The 17,510-nt window shown below is 36.7% G+C and carries 16 protein-coding genes and 2 pseudogenes; 7 read left to right on the forward strand and 11 right to left on the reverse strand.

The annotated features are described in order from the left end of the window. Positions 1-11: 11 nt before the first annotated feature. Both M3180_RS18250 and M3180_RS18255 read right to left on the reverse strand, forming a co-directional pair. Positions 12-1,217 (reverse strand): MFS transporter, encoded by a 1,206-nt coding sequence (locus tag M3180_RS18250; RefSeq protein ID WP_251670145.1) that lies wholly within the window; start codon positions 1,215-1,217, stop codon positions 12-14. Positions 1,218-1,269: 52 nt separating this feature from the next. Next, positions 1,270-1,563 carry a hypothetical protein gene (locus M3180_RS18255; protein ID WP_251670147.1) on the reverse strand — a complete coding sequence of 98 codons (294 nt, stop codon included), beginning with the start codon at positions 1,561-1,563 and terminating at the stop codon, positions 1,270-1,272. A 251-nt stretch (positions 1,564-1,814) separates the two neighbouring features. Here M3180_RS18255 and motA point away from each other — a divergent pair, with 251 nt between their 5' ends. Further along, on the forward strand, positions 1,815-2,615 hold the full coding sequence (gene motA / locus M3180_RS18260; RefSeq protein WP_251670149.1) for a flagellar motor stator protein MotA: 801 nt from the start codon (positions 1,815-1,817) through the stop codon (positions 2,613-2,615). Beyond that, positions 2,599-3,432 carry a flagellar motor protein MotB gene (motB, locus tag M3180_RS18265; protein WP_251670151.1) on the forward strand — a complete coding sequence of 278 codons (834 nt, stop codon included), beginning with the start codon at positions 2,599-2,601 and terminating at the stop codon, positions 3,430-3,432. The genes motA and motB overlap by 17 nt, the downstream gene beginning before the upstream one ends. 100 nt (positions 3,433-3,532) lie before the next feature. Here the strand turns inward: motB and rluF are convergent, their stop codons facing one another. The 3 genes from rluF to M3180_RS18280 are packed head-to-tail and all read right to left on the reverse strand — an operon-like array spanning position 3,533 to position 6,706. Then, a complete protein-coding gene (gene rluF, locus M3180_RS18270) occupies positions 3,533-4,237 on the reverse strand; it encodes a 23S rRNA pseudouridine(2604) synthase RluF (protein WP_251670153.1) in 705 nt (234 codons plus the stop codon). Between the two features lie 17 nt (positions 4,238-4,254). Continuing rightward, a complete protein-coding gene (locus tag M3180_RS18275) occupies positions 4,255-4,923 on the reverse strand; it encodes an NAD(P)H-binding protein (protein ID WP_251670154.1) in 669 nt (222 codons plus the stop codon). 22 nt (positions 4,924-4,945) lie between these two features. Continuing rightward, entirely contained in the window at positions 4,946-6,706 is a 1,761-nt protein-coding gene (locus tag M3180_RS18280) for an ATP-binding protein (protein WP_251670156.1), read from the reverse strand. Positions 6,707-6,945: 239 nt separating this feature from the next. On the opposite strand from M3180_RS18280, the gene tadA reads away from it, so the two are divergent. Further along, complete coding sequence (gene tadA, locus M3180_RS18285; protein ID WP_251670157.1) at positions 6,946-7,425, forward strand: tRNA adenosine(34) deaminase TadA; 480 nt, start codon at positions 6,946-6,948, stop codon at positions 7,423-7,425. On the opposite strand, the gene M3180_RS18290 is transcribed toward tadA, so the two are convergent. Then, a complete protein-coding gene (locus M3180_RS18290) occupies positions 7,422-7,625 on the reverse strand; it encodes an aspartyl-phosphate phosphatase Spo0E family protein (protein ID WP_251670159.1) in 204 nt (67 codons plus the stop codon). The two genes, tadA and M3180_RS18290, sit on opposite strands and share 4 nt — an antisense overlap. 400 nt (positions 7,626-8,025) lie before the next feature. On the opposite strand from M3180_RS18290, the gene M3180_RS18295 reads away from it, so the two are divergent. After that, positions 8,026-8,379, forward strand: a complete 354-nt coding sequence (locus M3180_RS18295; protein ID WP_251670162.1) for a DUF4870 domain-containing protein — start codon at positions 8,026-8,028, stop codon at positions 8,377-8,379. A 321-nt stretch (positions 8,380-8,700) separates the two neighbouring features. Here M3180_RS18295 and M3180_RS18300 read toward each other — a convergent pair. From M3180_RS18300 to M3180_RS22960, 4 genes and pseudogenes are all read right to left on the reverse strand, one after another. After that, positions 8,701-8,796: pseudogene (locus M3180_RS18300) on the reverse strand (sporulation initiation factor Spo0A C-terminal domain-containing protein); the annotation flags it as partial. A gap of 247 nt (positions 8,797-9,043) precedes the next feature. Beyond that, positions 9,044-9,850 (reverse strand): hypothetical protein, encoded by an 807-nt coding sequence (locus M3180_RS18305; RefSeq protein WP_251670164.1) that lies wholly within the window; start codon positions 9,848-9,850, stop codon positions 9,044-9,046. A gap of 430 nt (positions 9,851-10,280) precedes the next feature. Next, positions 10,281-11,456: a DUF262 domain-containing protein gene (locus tag M3180_RS18310; RefSeq protein WP_251670166.1), complete on the reverse strand. Its 1,176-nt coding sequence runs from the start codon at positions 11,454-11,456 to the stop codon at positions 10,281-10,283. 319 nt (positions 11,457-11,775) lie between these two features. Continuing rightward, positions 11,776-11,882, reverse strand: a pseudogene (locus M3180_RS22960) (GMP synthase (glutamine-hydrolyzing)); the annotation flags it as partial. A 169-nt stretch (positions 11,883-12,051) separates the two neighbouring features. Between M3180_RS22960 and M3180_RS18315 the strand changes: the two are divergent. Next, positions 12,052-13,764: an ATP-dependent nuclease gene (locus tag M3180_RS18315; RefSeq protein WP_251670168.1), complete on the forward strand. Its 1,713-nt coding sequence runs from the start codon at positions 12,052-12,054 to the stop codon at positions 13,762-13,764. A 122-nt stretch (positions 13,765-13,886) separates the two neighbouring features. Here M3180_RS18315 and M3180_RS18320 read toward each other — a convergent pair whose 3' ends face one another. Further along, positions 13,887-14,471 (reverse strand): recombinase family protein, encoded by a 585-nt coding sequence (locus tag M3180_RS18320; protein ID WP_251670170.1) that lies wholly within the window; start codon positions 14,469-14,471, stop codon positions 13,887-13,889. A gap of 718 nt (positions 14,472-15,189) precedes the next feature. Here M3180_RS18320 and M3180_RS18325 point away from each other — a divergent pair. Beyond that, positions 15,190-16,482, forward strand: coding sequence for a hypothetical protein (locus tag M3180_RS18325; protein WP_251670171.1), 1,293 nt, complete (start codon positions 15,190-15,192; stop codon positions 16,480-16,482). 417 nt (positions 16,483-16,899) lie between these two features. Then, complete coding sequence (locus M3180_RS18330) at positions 16,900-17,433, forward strand: hypothetical protein (RefSeq protein ID WP_251670173.1); 534 nt, start codon at positions 16,900-16,902, stop codon at positions 17,431-17,433. Positions 17,434-17,510: the final 77 nt, after the last annotated feature.

Raw genomic sequence — 17,510 nt, forward strand, 5'->3', positions numbered from 1 at the left:
ATGACTAATATTTATTTATGAGTAGCTGGTAAAGCTTCCTGTAAATTACGATTGCCACCGTAGACCATCATGACAATCATGAACGTTAGCATAATAGCTACTAACGCCGCAACAATGGTGATCGTAGTTGCCGCATTATATTGGTCCATAGACCATCCCGTCAGCTTAGGGAACAATGCGCCCCCTACGCCTCCACACGCGACAAGCAAGCTCGTTGTGCGATCTGTCATGCCCTGTAGACATGCATTCACATACACAAGACCAATGCCAAATACTCCTGCAAACCCTAAACCACTTAATGCAATCATCACAAATTGTGCCCATGCCTGTTCAATGAACACCATACCTATAAAGGCAATGACAGCAACGGCCATCGACACGATTAAGTATTTGATATAGCCGTAACGGTCAGCCAACACGCCGCAGAACACACGACCAACTACCATAAATGCCCAGAACAAGCTAAGCATGCTTGCAGCGCTTGACTCAGAGAGTCCGCTTCGCTCAATCATAATCGATGGTAAATAGTTCGATACACTCATCTCGACGCCAACATACAGGAAGAAGAACATCATAGCCAGAATGAGAAACGGCAACGCTCGCTGCTGATACTTCGGTTTATGCAGCACTGCGGCACGCTCCTGCTTCGAAGGCTGTGAAATTTTATCATCGAGGTCTTTACCGAATGAAAGACAAAGCCAAAGCAACAAGGTTATACCGCTTATTGCTGTTAAGATCGGGAATGACCATTCCCATATATGATATCGAATAAGTACAGCCGCTGTTAGCGGAATAAATAATGCACCTAATCCAAAAAATGTTTCAATTTTACTCATCGCTGTCGCGGTTTGATCCTTGAACAAGTCGATGATCAATGCTCCGATTACTGATTCAATCATACCGAAGCCAAATCCAGCAAAAGGCGCAATGATTAGCATCCATTCCCACGCTGGAAGCAGACTATATATCCCTTCTGCCAGTGTTAAAGCGCTAAAAGCAATGACGATGGTAATTCTTTTCCCTAGTCTTGTCGATAGAGAAGGTCCTAATAATACCCCCACTAAAAAGCCTAAAAATTGATTCATAATCCATTGGCCGCCATCGGCATATGAGATCTCATAATGCGTGACGATCTGCTCTAGAATCGATCCACCGATAATATGAGCAATTCCGATAACAAGATATGAAAGGCAGCCAAGCCACAATATTTTTTTCACGTCTAAACTCCTTTAAATCAGGCATGCAGGTATGCTCCGCATGCCCCTGTTGTTAGATTAACCGAACGGTGTGATACACTTGATCATTCGTTTTCACTACGATGTGATACAGCTTTGAGTTATATATCACTTGCCCGCTTCCGACCTCAATCTCCGGATGCTCGCCAAGTCCATAGAATACATCATCTGCTAGAGCCTCAAGCACCTCATGCTTTTCTTCCCCCTGCAGCTCGTTCCATGCTTCTACATCCATCTCAAAAAACAGATAGCAATCCTCAATATTACTTATTGCATCTGTTAGCTCTTGTAAAATATCACGATATTCACGCGCGTGGCGCACACCCATAAGTGATCCTCCTATTTTATGTATTTTTGTCTATTATGACATAAGCAGCATAAATTGTCCTCGATATATGCTCACCGTTTCGAGCAAGCATGAACGAAAATTGCGCTACTGTTCACAGTATTTCCTTAATTTCCTCACTACAAATCTAAATCTTCTAAATATCGTTACCATTTACTCTAATGTCAGAATGCCTATTTGACGATAATAGAAATAGTAGTTCTTTGTCGAAAATGGATTAATAGAGGTGTATAATGAAGAATTCAACAATTATTGGTCTAATTTTAGGTTTTGCAGCTGTAATTATCGGTATGGTACTGAAAGGTGCAAGCTTAAGCGCCTTCCTTAATCCAGCAGCATTCATGATTATTATCGTAGGTACGATTGCCGCCGTTACCATTGCCTTCCCACTAGGAGAGCTAAAAAAGGTTGGCACACTATTCAAGCTTCTATTCACAGAGCGTCCGCTTGTGAAACGCGAAGATCTGATAAAGCAGTTTGTTGAATGGGCTGGAATTACGCGTCGTGAAGGTTTGCTTGCACTCGAAGCGAGAGTCGATGATATCGAGGATCCGTTCCTTAAAAATGGTATGCGTATGATTATTGATGGAAATGATCAGGATCTTGTACGAGATGTACTGCTAGAGGATATTTCCGCTACAGAAGAGCGCCACAAAGCCGGTGCTTTAATCTTTACGCAAGCAGGTACATATGCGCCAACACTCGGGGTTCTAGGCGCTGTTATCGGTCTGATCGCTGCTCTTGCCGATATGAGCGACATGGAGTCACTGGCACACGCAATTTCAGCTGCTTTTATGGCAACGCTGCTAGGTATTTTTACAGGTTATGTTTTATGGCATCCGATGGCCAACAAATTAAAACGCCTATCTAAAGCAGAAATTCAAATTCGTCTGATGATGCTAGAAGGATTGCTTTCTATTCAATCTGGTGTATCTACTATTGCGATTGAACAAAAGCTGTCTGTATTCTTAACACCAACTGAACGTCAAGCAATGAAAGCGAAGGAGGAAGGAGACGTTGAGCAAAAAGCGTAGACATGAGGAACACGAAGAGCATGTCGATGAATCCTGGCTAGTCCCTTATGCCGACATCCTGACATTGCTGCTTGCCCTGTTCATTGTTTTATATTCAATGAGCCAAGTCGATGCAAAAAAGTTTCAAGATCTATCCCAAGCATTCAGTGTTGCGTTCAGTAATGGACAAGGGGTATTGGATATGCCTTCTATTATAGAGCGCGGCCCAGATGCCGATGCAGAGAACGGCGGGAATGAGAATTCCGACTTAGAAGGAATGACTGATGAAGAACCATTATCGGAGCAAGAGATCGAACAGCTTCTTGAGCAAAGCGAACATGATTTAAATACACTCAAGCAAGAAATTGATGAGTATATTGCCGATAACGGTCTCACAAGCAGCCTTGAGACATCACTGAATATGTCACAGCTGCTCATTACGATTCGTGACAATGCCCTATTCGATTCAGCGGAAGCTTCAGTTAAAGAGGACGGGCGTGAGTTGGCTGTCAGCATTGCTAAAATGCTTGAAAACTATCCTGACTTTAACGTCGTAATCGCTGGCCATACAGACAACGCACCGATTCGAAACGCAACCTATCGATCTAACTGGGATCTAAGCGTTATGCGTGCTGTACGGTTTCTAGATATTATATTGCTGAACACAAACCTAGATCCAAAGCGATTCAGTCCAGTTGGGTACGGGGAGTATCATCCGGTTGAAACGAACGATACGAGTGAAGGCCGTGCTAAAAATAGACGTGTAGAAATCTCGATCGTTCACAATTATTTTGATCCAAACAAGCAGCAAATTATATCCGCCAAGGAAATCGAATAATAAAAAGGCGTATCCGACCGCTTACACGCGTCAGGATACGCCTTTTCTATATATCGTCGTGTAGTAGTGATAAGCACCAAGCTCCAATGAATGAAACAAGCTACTCATTTGGTTGATAGTGAATTTCTTCGAACAAGATATGCTTTTCGTCCTCCGTAAGATCTCTCCATTTCCCTTTCGGAAGATCTGCCAGCAGGATATTCATAATACGAATACGTTTTAACCGTAGTACTTGATATCCTAATGCTTCACACATGCGGCGAATCTGTCGGTTTCGCCCCTCTGTCAAAATAATGTGAAAGGTGCTCGTCCCTACTTGCTTTAGCTTGCATGGCAGCGTCATACTCCCAAGAATATGCACGCCCTCTGACATCCCCTTCAGAAAGCTAGGGGTAAGCGGCTTATCAACCGTTACGATATACTCCTTTTCATGTCTGCCTTCTGAGCGAAGAATAGGATTAACCACATCTCCGTCGTTCGTCAATAGAATGAGTCCCTCGGAGTCTTTATCCAAGCGACCAATCGGAAATATTCGTTCGCGATGATTCACAAAGTCAACAATATTTCCTTTAATATGACGCTCTGTTGTACTCGTAATCCCTACCGGCTTATGTAAAGCGATATAAACATGCTTCTTCTGAGCACCGAGTGGACGACCGTTAATACGCACATCATCGCCCAGCTCTGCCTGAGACCCGAGCTCTGCCTTTATACCATTAATCGTCACTCGACCTTCTGCTACAAGCTTGTCAGCTTCTCTTCGCGAGCAATAGCCTGTCTCACTAATGAATTTATTGATTCTCAAAGATGCCACCTCATGATTTAATATACCTTCCGCTTTGACCAATAGGCAATTTCTTCAGCAGTTACAATTAGAAATTGCTCTGTACATAGCTGTGCCAGCTTGAACATCGCTTGAGCGATTTCCTTCGCTTGATTCGGTTTGTATTTTCTCATTTTACCTTTAAATACAAACGATAGCCAGCTGCTAAGCTTTGCAGCTAGTGCTTCTCCAAAGCGAAACTCATTGCGATCTCCCATTATAAGGGACGGCCTTACAATGATTAACTGTGGCAGCTTGAGCTCCTGGAGTGCCCGTTCAGCTAAGCCCTTTACTTTACTATAGAAGAATATTGAGTCTTCATTTGCGCCAATGGCGGATATGTAAACAAACTTTCTAGCATGATGCTTGCTGGCAAGCTTTGCAAGCTCCACGACATAATGATAATCGACCTGCTTAAACTGCTCTTTTGTTTTTGCTTTTTTCATCGTTGTACCAAGTGCACAGAACACATCTGCGTCCTCAAACCAATCGCTTGGGCATTCGTGAAGATCATTGAATGAGATCAATTGCTGCTCTAATCTCGGATGTACAACGCTTAATCGTTTCCGTGCAATAACTGTCACTTTACTATACTTCTTGCTACTGAGCAACAAACGAACCAGATCCTTACCTACTAGACCTGTCGCACCAACGATAACAGCTTTCAAGTTCTCTCACACCCTCCTGGACTTATAGATTGCTTGCCTCAGCATATTGATTTCTTTCCTCAGAAAGTGGTAGCAATATCCTTACTGTCGTCCCAACATTAACCTGACTGCTTAGCTCCATCAAGCCTTGATGAGATTGAATAATTTTTTGACTGACCATAATACCAAGGCCTGTACCATTTTCTTTAACGGTAAAGAATGGATCACCGATCCGTTTAAGCGTCTCTTCATCCATACCGATTCCTTCATCTGTAACCTGCACACTGACATGATTAGCCAAACGTTGAATAGCTATATGTACTTGTCCGCCGTTAGGCATCGCTTCAATTGCATTCTTTAATACATTGATAAAGACTTGCTTAAGCTGATTATCTTCACACGGTATGCTGCAATCATCATTCGTGTAGTTTTCCTTAATGACAACATTGTGCATTAACGCCTCGCTGCTCATGAACACGCTTACTTCAGCTATAATATCTCGAATATCTCGATACTTAAATTTAACGGCTTGCGGCTTCGAGAGAATTAAAAACTCACCGACAATGAGATTGATTCGTTCGAGCTCAGAGAGCATTACTCTAACGTGATCTAAATTCAGCTTCTTGCTCTGTACTTGTAGCTGCAGAAAGCCTCGCAATGTCGTCAACGGATTACGAATTTCATGCGCAACCCCCGCTGCGAGCTGACCTACTGTGTTCAGCTTCTCAGAACGACGCATAAGCTCTTCCATCCGGTGGCGGTGACGCATATCTCTACAGATGTTAGCAAATCCAGTAATTTCGTTATTAATATCTCGAATTGGACTAATGGTGATGCTGACTGGTATCGTTTCACCATCCTTGGTTTGTCGATAGGTTTCAATAGGCTTAATAACTTCACCCTTTTGCACAAGTCTAAGCAGCTCTTCCTTCTCCTTGATCAGATGCTCTGGTACTACGCGATAACGATTGCCAATCGCTTCAGCTGCTGAGAAGCCGAACAGCTCCTCGAAGGCTTTATTCGCTTGTATAACTCGCCCTTCTACATCCATAATGTAAATCGCATCCGAGGAGTGATTGATAAAGGACTCCATGTACAGACGCATTCGTCTGTTTTCATCAAATGCATGTCTAAGCTTATTCATATATATGCTTAAGTTCTGACTCATTGCATTAATTTTGAATGCTAATAGTCCAAACTCATCCTTTGTCGTGATTGGGATAGGTCGCTGAAAGCGAACAGAGGAAACCTCATTTACCTTCCATAATATATCTTTCAATGGCCTTAGCATTCGTGAAACGAACCAATAGCTTGCGATACTCGTAAAGAACACTAAATAGATAAGTACAGCATAGAACAGATTGTTGTCATTGCTATACATTTTATCGTATAACTTTTTATCGTACAGCAGAACCATTCGCTGACCACTATTTAATTGCGTACGATAATCACTTATGTAATATTCCTTACTTAGCGCATGGACCTCTCTGAATTGATGCGACTGCTGTATGTCATAAGCTTTGTTAAGCTGTAAAAGTGCCGCATTCACCTGATCCTTCTCCCCTGCTGCCAGCAGCTGCTTCCCTTCTCCCTCATCAATATAGGCTAGATCAATCAAATAAGGCTTGTCTGCCTGAATAAATCGAAATAGCTCCGATAGCTGGGTGTCAGCCTGCGGAGCTTCAATGTGGATATGTTGAATCAATCGTTCAGACAAGGTTTGAGAAGATTGACCTAAAAGATCAGCGTTACTTTGCTGATGATTGTATTCCCATAGAATTTGGAACACTACAATTACAAGCATTAGCAAACCTGCTATAGTTATACTTAGTTTATACTTAAGTGACACGGACTCACACCCTTATTCGTTTAACTTATCAACAAATTACTAACATACTCCACAATGTATTGTGAATATCGTGGATAGTATGTGGATTAAACTGTGAATAAATAAAAGTTATACACAAAGTTGTGCACAGTATGTTAACAAAAGAATGTTTGTTCGATGTATAAATATAAAAATCTGTAGATAAGGAGAATCCTATGTATCCTAATCAAGATGAAATGTGGATGAAAGAAGCCATCGCAGAAGCCAAGAAGGCAGAGAACTTAGGAGAAGTACCTATTGGAGCTGTCGTCGTCAGGGAAGGTGTTATTATCGGTCGCGGTCATAATCTAAGGGAGACGCAGCATAATCCTATCGCTCATGCCGAAATTATGGCCATTCAACAGGCTAGCCAAGCATTAGATGCTTGGCGTTTGTTAGATTGTACACTCTATGTAACCCTTGAGCCTTGTCCAATGTGTGCGGGCGCCATCGTCCAATCACGTGTGAAGCGTGTCGTATACGGTACCGGCGACCCAAAGGCAGGCTGCGCAGGGACACTAATGAATTTATTGCAGGAGCCCCGGTTCAATCATGAGACGGAACTCACTAGATTTGTTTTACAGGAAGATTGCGCTTCTTTGTTAACAAACTTTTTCAAGCAGCTTCGCTTAAAACGCAAAAATGCATCAGATTAGTATTTCAGAGATCTTTCTTTAGTCTTGTTATGTTCGCATACAGATTGTCGTTTCATCGTTTGCAAAGCAACAATAAGCTGGTCAGCTTCTTCGCTAATAGCAAGGACGGCTGGGTGAGTAAAGCTGCCTTTCTCCTCTACCACCTCGTAGAGCTTGTCCCGAAGCGATTGCAGTTGAAGTTCAATAAGTTTTTTTTCCATAGCTCGCTTCGATTCACTCTCCTCTTTATGCGGTATAGCTTATGTTTAATTATAGCGAGTTTATATGATGATGTGTGTTAGATACTGTCGATACATAATTGCGAATAAAAGTTATTTTACGACAAATATAGTGTTTATCTTTCAAATTATACAGTTTATTCACTAATATTTACAATACATAATAAGACCTAACCTTTATTCGACATTTTTTTTGTCGAAACGCTTTTGCGCGGCTAAATCATTGCTATTATCATAAGTTACCTTTATGTTAAGTAGCTTCTCAAATGAATGTTTAGCCATTCATTGTAACAACGAGCTTATTTTATAGTATATTTATGGTAGACAATCGATATAGTATAGAGACTATTGGTTGTAAATTATTAGATGGAGGGTAATGCTATTGAATACTCAAGAAGAAAGAACATGGAGTATGCTTGCACATCTATCATCATTAGCAGCGTTGTTATTTACAGGGCTTGGTTTTATTTGTGGTTTTATCGGTCCGCTCATCATATGGCTGCTTAAAAAAGATCAATCCCACATTGTTGCAGAAAATGCCAAGGAAGCACTAAACTTTAACATTTCGTATACCATCTATTCACTCATCGCAGTTATGCTCGTATTTTTATTAGTTGGTTTTCTTCTCGTCCCTATCGTCTATGTCGTATGGCTTGTTTTTGCCATCATCGCTACTGTGAAAACGAATCAAGGTCAGTATTATCGTTATCCATTCATATTCCGCTTTATTCGATAGGAATGCACAACAAAAACGCCGAGCAACGTTGCTCGGCGTTTATTATTTTCAACTCATTGGACAGTTAATAAATCAAAAACGCTCAAGCATAAGCTTGAGCGTGTCAATTCATAATTGGCGGAGAGAGAGGGATTCGAACCCCCGTGGGCTTGCACCCTAACGGTTTTCAAGACCGCCCCTCGTTATAAAAATCCACCAATCCTTACACTATCTGAGTTTATGGCACTTTATTGTTGAACCGCTACAGCGGTCTGAGTTATAACGTCCATTTTAGTACATGACCGTTAGATAACTTCATCATATTAGTTTTGTATATATGAGTCAATCCTCAACAATCGCTATAAATTCGCTATTCGTTGGCTTAGATTTGCTTATGTTGACCGTATAGCCGAACAGGTGACTGATGCTGTCGATGTTTTGGATAACTGAGTTACTTCTAATATGATATTTTCCCATGACTTTATAGGGTTTTGATTGAAATATTAGTTGGTTAATTTGCAAGGGTAACTTTTGATGGGAAGATTGTCAATCATATTAATAATAATAACAAACAAAAAGCTCCTATTTACCACGTTGGATAAATAGAAGCTCAGTAACGACTTATTATGTTGTCGATACTACTCAATCGTGACTGGCGGAAATCGTAAAACAAGACAAAGTACAATTAACCAGCTTGTCTGTACTCAGTAATTTTTTCTAGAACATAATCTAACAATAATATGCTTTTTAATGAATTTTCAATAGTACCATATGAAACATCGCCACCATGTAGAATAGCATTTCTATTCAAGAATGAGTCAATTGGTTTCCCATGTTCAAAGTTCCCTAATACTATTTCAAAATAAAATGCCTTTACAGCTTCGTCAAATGAATAATTATCTTTATCAGATAATAATTTCGTCATATATTCTTTCATCAATTTACTACCCATCATGCCACTATGATTGAAACCTTGTGCTATTACCCCCTCAATTTGTGCTATTGTGGTAGGAATTGAGACATTATATAATTCCAACTCATGTGCCTTAATAATATCTTGAAAAATACTTTTTCTATTTTGAAAGAAACTTGATTCTCCCCATAATTCGAGCATTACTCGCAATGTCTCTGAATTAAATTTCTTCAACATCAATTTATTTACAAACAAAATTGCCTGTTCTTTATCTTTCTCGAATAATTCAACAATCTCAATTATTTCATACGGAAGTAAATAATTACTTGGTGGATAACCTATTTCAATTATATACGTCTTAAATCTTTGTGAACTATCCCCATATTTAATTATTGTATCTCTAAATGACTCATAATTTTTTGTCAGTTTAGAAAAATCAATTGTTCCTAAAGATTCTTTTATCTTAGACTGAAAGTTAGCAAGTGCCTCTTCTACTGGTTTCATCTGTTGATTTACTCTTAATAGGTATTGTTTGATTATTTCGCGAATCTGTTCAATACCTTCATTTCTATTTTCCATTTACGCTCCCTCTCTTAACATTCCTTTTATCAACAAAGATTATCATCTTGTTACATCCAGTCACACAACCATAATAAAAAACACACCTAATACATTAAATTTTGTAATAAGTGTGCTATATATTCTTATCATTACTTCAGTAGTCAGGATGATTCCATTTTCGCTAAAAGTGTCGTTGCTCAAAACTCTTGCTATATCTAAGTTTCATTCACAATTATTAGGCAACTACTACTTCCCAATAATGTTCAATATTTTTCATTATAAAGCAGTAGTAGCGGGTTGTGAAGTGGTGATTAATACTGGTATCGGTTAATCTTATTGGATAATTCAGCAGTTAATTTATCAATATCATCTTTCATTATATTGAATCTAATAAAATTTCTAATAAAAAAGTTAGCAACACAAAATATGCTGCTAACTCTTTTATTTACTATGATATTTCTAATAACTCTGTGAATATTTCACGTCGTGCACTATTAGATTTATTAACAAAATCAACCGTATTTACCCACTCTATAAGTTTTGTCTCTACATCACTCGTAAATTCATTAGATTCCATAAAAGAAAAGTAACCTACTAAATATAAGATATAATCCATACGAGTAATCTTTTCTTTTAATTCATTCTGTTCAATGAAGGATAAGGCTTTCTCAAGTGAGTCCAAAGTCAACTGAATTATTGACCTAAACTTATCCATGTCTAACTTTGTCAAAACAGCTTCTTTAGTATCTGAAGGAATAGGTGCATAATTAGTATTATGAATTCCTTGTTTCTCAATAACTTCATATGCAGGATTTAGTGCAGCTATCGGGTATGATACATTAGTAGTAAAAGGAGAAAACAGCTCTTCGTAACCAAATTCATAAATCTTTTGTCTAAACGGTTCTGTATAATCAACATAAATATCCAAATTATGAACTTTTAACTTTGAAAAACTCATTTGAAGTGCTGTTACTCTACTTCCAGCATTATTTAACACCTCAAACCATTCGATTTGTTCCTCTTCTGTTAGATTTTCTGCAATATTAATAGTATAGTTATAACTTCTTATTTTTGTTCTAACACGAATTGCAGTTGCAAACAAAGCATTAAACGTTCCTTTTTGCTGCAGATAATCCATTAGTACTTTTTCTTTCTCATTTAATAGAATGCCTACTGGTATTTGAGATTTTGTTATTGCACCCTCTACTACTCGGAAAGTACCTCTCGAAAAATCCAACACGATATTTCTAAAACTTTCATGATTCACATAAGCCTTAAAATTTGTTGTTAAACGTTGCTGTCCGTCAACAACAGACTGATGGTCTCCTCTTATTTGAGTATGTGGAATTAATTCTCGATTTAGAAAGGAAATTTGCGGCACGTCTTCTTCTGATGAGTTACTTATTTCATTAATCGATATAGGAGCAACTGGTGCTTTTCCAAAGAGCTGAAAATTAAACAAATCAATTGCCTTTTGGAATGTCCAACTCAAATCTCTTTGGTACAATGGCAAAGTAATTTTATTTGCTTTTATCTTCTCACACATTGTTGCAATATCCATCTGATGAGTTTTCTTTGTTGGATTAAATCCAGTTGCATTTTCGATTTTCAAACTTATTCTCATAATTAATCCCCTCTTTCTAATAATTTATCTTAAACACAATATATTCCAATTAATTTATTTTGTCAAGCAGCTAATTTTAGCAGCTACTTAATTTTACCGATTAAATACGAATATTCAGTAAAATTATACGTAGCTGCTACCTATAATTTAATAAAATGAGTTATTTTTTAACTCAATTATTGTAGCTGCTAATTGAATTTCAAGTTTTGTATTCAACAAATCTCCTTATCATTGGTATAAAATCTAGTATCAAAACATTGAAGAGCCTGTATAAACACAGGCTCTTCAATGTTTTCTAATATTATATGAGATTACTCGATTACTCCCACTCAATCGTCGCTGGCGGCTTAGAAGTCACATCGTAAACGATACGGTTTACGTTACGTTATCTACTTCGTTAACGATACGTACAGAGATTTTCTCTATGCCTATATTAAAACTTAACATATAGACATTGCAAATTTTAGTTATTATTTGAATTAGTCGTAATTTGTAGAAATTAATTGTAATATGTTGTAATATTACTAAAAGTAACCACCTTTTATTTTTATACAACGAATCAATCTTAAACCACTTAATAAAGGAGTTTCTAAAAATGAAATTAGTTCGTTTTAGTGTAAAGAATTACAAAGTCTTTAAAGATAGATTTTCAATAGATTTTTCCAAAGACTCTATTGTTATTCTTACTGGTAGAAACAATACTGGAAAATCAACGATATTAGAAGCTATCAATTGTTTTTTCCAAAAGGAAACCAAAGCTAAAACTATCCCAAATGATTGCTTCTCTGTACGAGGAATAGATATAGTACTAGAAGCTGTTTTTGAAACAACCGACGATAGTGTGACAATTATTAAAAAGTATAAAGAAGAGAGTACACCAACTTTTAATGATGATAAGGGAGTAGAGATAAAAAAAACTCATGGCTTATTCAATACACTAGAAGAAATCTTAAATAATAAACCTTTTTACATAACTCCCTCCATGTTACCTGACGATATAAACGATTTAATTCAAAATATTTACTCAGAAATAATAAAAAATGACCTCTTAAAACTTGAAAACTTTAACAGTGAATCAAATGATAGTAAAGAACTTTTAGAATTAGCTGAAGAATATAAAAACTTAAAGGCAGCATATCCTTCATTTCTTCGAAAAATCAAACAAAATACTGATAGTATTTTACTAAAAGTTAGTAATGATGTATCTATGAATCTAAAAACACTTTTTTCCAATCAACATCTTTCACTGAATGTTATTGGTGGTGAAAGCTCTGGATTTTCTGCAACCGACTTACTTAAATCCACAAATTCAAGTGTCCATATTGATAGTAATAAACAATCAAACATGCCTTTATCCAACCAAGGTACTGGTCTTCAGAGAATGAGTCTCATATATCTCATACAGAATATGATAGAAAAAAAACTATTAGGAGAAAATGAAAATAAACTGTTGCTTATCGATGAACCCGAAGCATTCTTACATCCTGAAGCTGTTCGTGCTTTAAGTCGGTCACTGTATACAATAGGTAAAACAATGCCCTTAATGATTTCAACTCATTCTCCAATACTTATTGACTTATCAGAAAAACATACATCTATACAGGTTTTCAGAGTAGGGGAAAAAGAAGCTATTCAGCTATATCAATCAGTAAATGAACAGTTTGATGAAGATGATATTGCAAATATGAAAATTCTAAATTATGTAGATTCCTATGTTAACGAATTTTTCTTTGCAGAAAAAGTTGTGATTGTAGAGGGAGATACTGAATATATTGCCTTTAAGCATCTATCAAAAGAGAGAGGGGATAATATTCATATTATCCGTGCAAGAGGGAAAGGAACTATAGCTACTCTCATGAAAATTCTAAATCAGTTCCATTCATCTTACGATGTACTACATGATGTAGACAATCACGAAAAACATTCGGCTACTACTCTTAAAGCACAGTTAACGAATTGCAAAAAAATATTGGAACTTAAAAAAAGTGATAACATTAGAGTTTTTTGTTCTATATCTCATTTTGAAAAAGCTATTGGTTTAGAGGATATTTCAAATAGTAATAAGACCAAAAATATTTATCAAATATTACATAAGAAAGAACAGCAAGGACAAAGTAAAGATTTATTTACTTCAGCTCTTAGCTTAATTGAAAATATATATGACCAAATAATTAACCGTAACAATAGTACTCAACTAAAGGGAGGATTTAAATTAATATCTAGCTCAGAAGACTATGAAAAATTATTCGTTGGTTTGATTGCTCAAAAAACTGAAGATGAAGAAGAAAGTAAAAAGCAGAAAGTGTAATCATTATTAAATAGTACTTACAGGATAAAGTTTAAGGAATCTGAAATAATTCAGATTCCTTAAACTATTTCAGTTGAGCCTAGAAGAATCTCCTATTATTTATAAACAATTAACTATAACCACTAACAAAGCTCTTTTCTTTTACGAATCTTACTCTCTCGCTTCAATGTACTCATACTTATCATCGTACCTCTTCGATTCATTTCTCTTTCTACCTGCGCAAATGACATTGTCTCCAATAGCTTCATAGCCTCATCTAATTGATACTGTGTATACTTCTTAGGTCTGCCTTCTTTATAGCCAGCATTTTGTTTGGCAATAGCTTTTCCTTCTTGTGTACGCTCAACAATCATGTTTCGTTCCATCTCAGCAACAGCAAGCAAAGTCGTTAAGAAGAACCTTCCCATACTTGTATTCTCTAATAGTCCTACATTAAGAACATGAACTTTTACACCCTTTTCAAACAACTTCTCAATGAGTTCTATGCCTTCCTTAGTGTTACGTGCTAGACGGTCTAGCTTGGTTACAACGAGCTTGTCACCTTCTCTTAGCTTGTCTAATAACTTATTAAGCTCAGGTCTATCAGTAGAAGAACCTGTGAATTTTTCTTGATATATGACTTCAACATTTTCATTGTTTAATACGTGAATTTGTGCTTCAAGGTCTTGAGAATTTGTAGAGACTCTCGCATAAGCATATATAGTCATATTATCCTCCTTTTCAATTAACTTTTGACACTAATATATGAAACCATCAAACACCTTGATATTACTGGACATAACTTTCGGTGTCAATACTTAATAGTTATGACACCAGTCCTATAAAATGTTTATCTTTGACTAACTTATTGACGAATTTCCACTATTCGAATTATCCGTTTAAATAACTCATTCCTTTAATTATTAGTAAACTAAATCTTTATATAAATTACAGTAGAGAAATTCATATGGGGGATACTTTACAGTATCTTATCAAATCAATATTAATTCATGTGGCTATAATACTTCTAAATATAAACCCAGTGGTAAAATTTCACGTTACGAAAGCTCTTCTTATCAAATTTAGTAACCTCTTAATGTTTTTCTAACTGCCATAAGATAGTAAAGTCGACTAAATTTTTTTTGAATCTGTGTGTTTTTTTACCGTAGATGTACAGTATTATATGACCTACTCTCCGACACATTCGGAGAGTTTTTTTAGTTTATACATCACATTTATGTGAAAGGAGGCATCGAGAGTGACCGATACTGAGTTACGTTCTGCTCTATTACAATTTCAGAGAAAATACGGAACTTCAATAACTTTTTTTGCAATAAGTGTGGAGTTTCTAGAGAACATCTTAGTAGATGGCTTAATAATAACACTTACATTATTTCGTCAGAGATTAAAGAAAAAAAATGAAATTAATTAAAGGAGAAATATAAAATGACCAACGTAAACGTAGTAGATGCACCTTGTGGGTATGGCAAAACATCTTGGGCTATACAATACATGAATGAAATGAGTATTGAAACTCATAAATTTATTTATGTTACACCGTTTCTTAATGAGGTCACAAGAGTACAGGAATCAGTATATTCAAGAAAGTTTTATGAGCCAGAGTCGATTAAAGGAGAAACTAAACTAGACGACTTACATCGACTGTTAGGACAAGGCAAGGATATTGCCACGACTCATGCACTATTTCAGATGGCAAATGCTGAAACAAAGGAACTTATACGAATTAATAACTACACTTTGATTCTTGATGAAGTTATGAATGTTATCGAACAAGTTCCACTAAAGAAAAATGACTTGGACTTACTAATCGAAGCACGCGTAATTGATTATGTTGTTGACAACGGATTAACATATATCAAATGGAATGAAGATAAGGTCGAATATGACACCGAATATAATCATATTAAACAAATGGCACTGGCAAATAACCTCATGTACTGCGACAATTCAGCTTTAATTTGGAATTTGCCATGCGATATTTTTTTGATGTTCAAAGATGTATTCATCCTTACCTACCTTTTCAAAGGACAGTTCCAGAGATATTACTATGACTTGCATGGAATACAATATAGATATTTATCTGTTGTCAAAGACCAACAAGAATACAGCCTTGTTCCATATCAAAACAGGCAAATTCATGATAAAACTGCTCTAAATAAGTTAGTGTCAATCTATGAGGGACAGCTAAATGCCATCGGAGATAAAAGAAACGCTCTGTCTACAAGTTGGTTTGAGAATCAGAAAAATAAAGATTTTATACCGATACTAAAGAGAAATACGTACAACTTTTTCACCAACATCTGTAAGGCAAACAATAATACAGCATTATGGACAACTGTAATGGGTAGCAAAGAAAAAAATAGAATAAAAGTTCAACCAAAAAGTTTTACCAAATGCTTTATTCCTATGACCTCTAGGGCAACCAATCAGTACAAGGAAAAATACCATCTTGCTTATCTGATTAATAGATTCATGAATCCTATTGAGAAGAAGTTCTTTGAACAGTATGGAGTCGAAGTAGACCAAGATGCATGGGCATTATCAGAACTCATACAGTGGGTTTGGAGAAGTCGTGTTCGGGAAGGTCAGTCAATTCATATTTATATCCCAAGTCGAAGAATGAGGAAATTGTTCAGTAACTATCTGACTTCGGATGACTTTGAGACTCCACCACAGAATGCTATTGTTGATGAACCGCCTAGCGACTGGCATATTTAGTTCTTAGGCAAAAGACTGCCTAAGCACATATGAAAAAGCCAGTAAAAACAAGGTGTTTTTTTCAATATCCTTAAAGAAGAAGTACAAAAAAACAGTTACATCGAACCTATACCCCAGACGAGTCGAAAAGCGAAGCGTTCGACTCGTAGACAAGCCAAAAAGCAAGGCTTTTTGGCGCGTCAGAAAAATAGTTTACTCAGTAAATTATGAAGTAGTAGGTTGTATTTATTGTAACTTTTTGATAAAATAACCTTGTATTTTACATAATATTGAAATGAGATGAATTTCAAATGTTTGTATATTCTTACTGTTTGGACAACATCATAACTATATCTTTTCTAAAACAGAGTAGCTAATCAGCCACTCTGTTTTTTTTATCAGTACTTTATTTGACACTTGTAAAAGGAGATTGAAAAAATGAGTAGAAGCAGTCGTAAAGTCAAATGGAAGAATGTCTCCATTACGGCATCCAATGTAGACGATTACTTGAACGACTTATATCATGACACCAAAGGTCAATATATTAATCAAGGGGTATCCTTTAACAAGGATGACCCCTACCAGATGGGATTGCTGAAACTAGCACTTCTTGAACCATTCGCATTCAGCGGTCTTTGTAAACAGTTACTTGCGAATCACTTTGCTAGTAAGTCGCAACAGGCTGTTACTGGATTCCAACCGCAACATGTTGAGCTACAAGAGATTGAAGGGTTCGTGCCTAAACCTCAAACATATGAATCTCAAATAGAACATGAAATAAATGAAGAAAATTCTGCTACTCCTACAACTATACAGCAGGAAGAAAAACAATCTAGTACAGTTCATTCATATAAATCTTCCTCTAAACCAGTTGGTTCCAAGGTTAAGAAGAAAAAGAAAAAAAACAAAGTAAACGAAAGCATTGAAGAATTAGAAGCATTATTAAAGCCGAATCCAGATGCTAATAAATAAAGTCTTCTGAAGTTAACTATATTCTTATTCAATAAAATCTCAATTCTATTTACAGTTTGAAGCGGGAATTTTCCTGT

It is taken from the genome of Paenibacillus camelliae (genome assembly GCF_023715345.1).
Lineage (GTDB): Bacteria > Bacillota > Bacilli > Paenibacillales > Paenibacillaceae > Pristimantibacillus > Pristimantibacillus camelliae.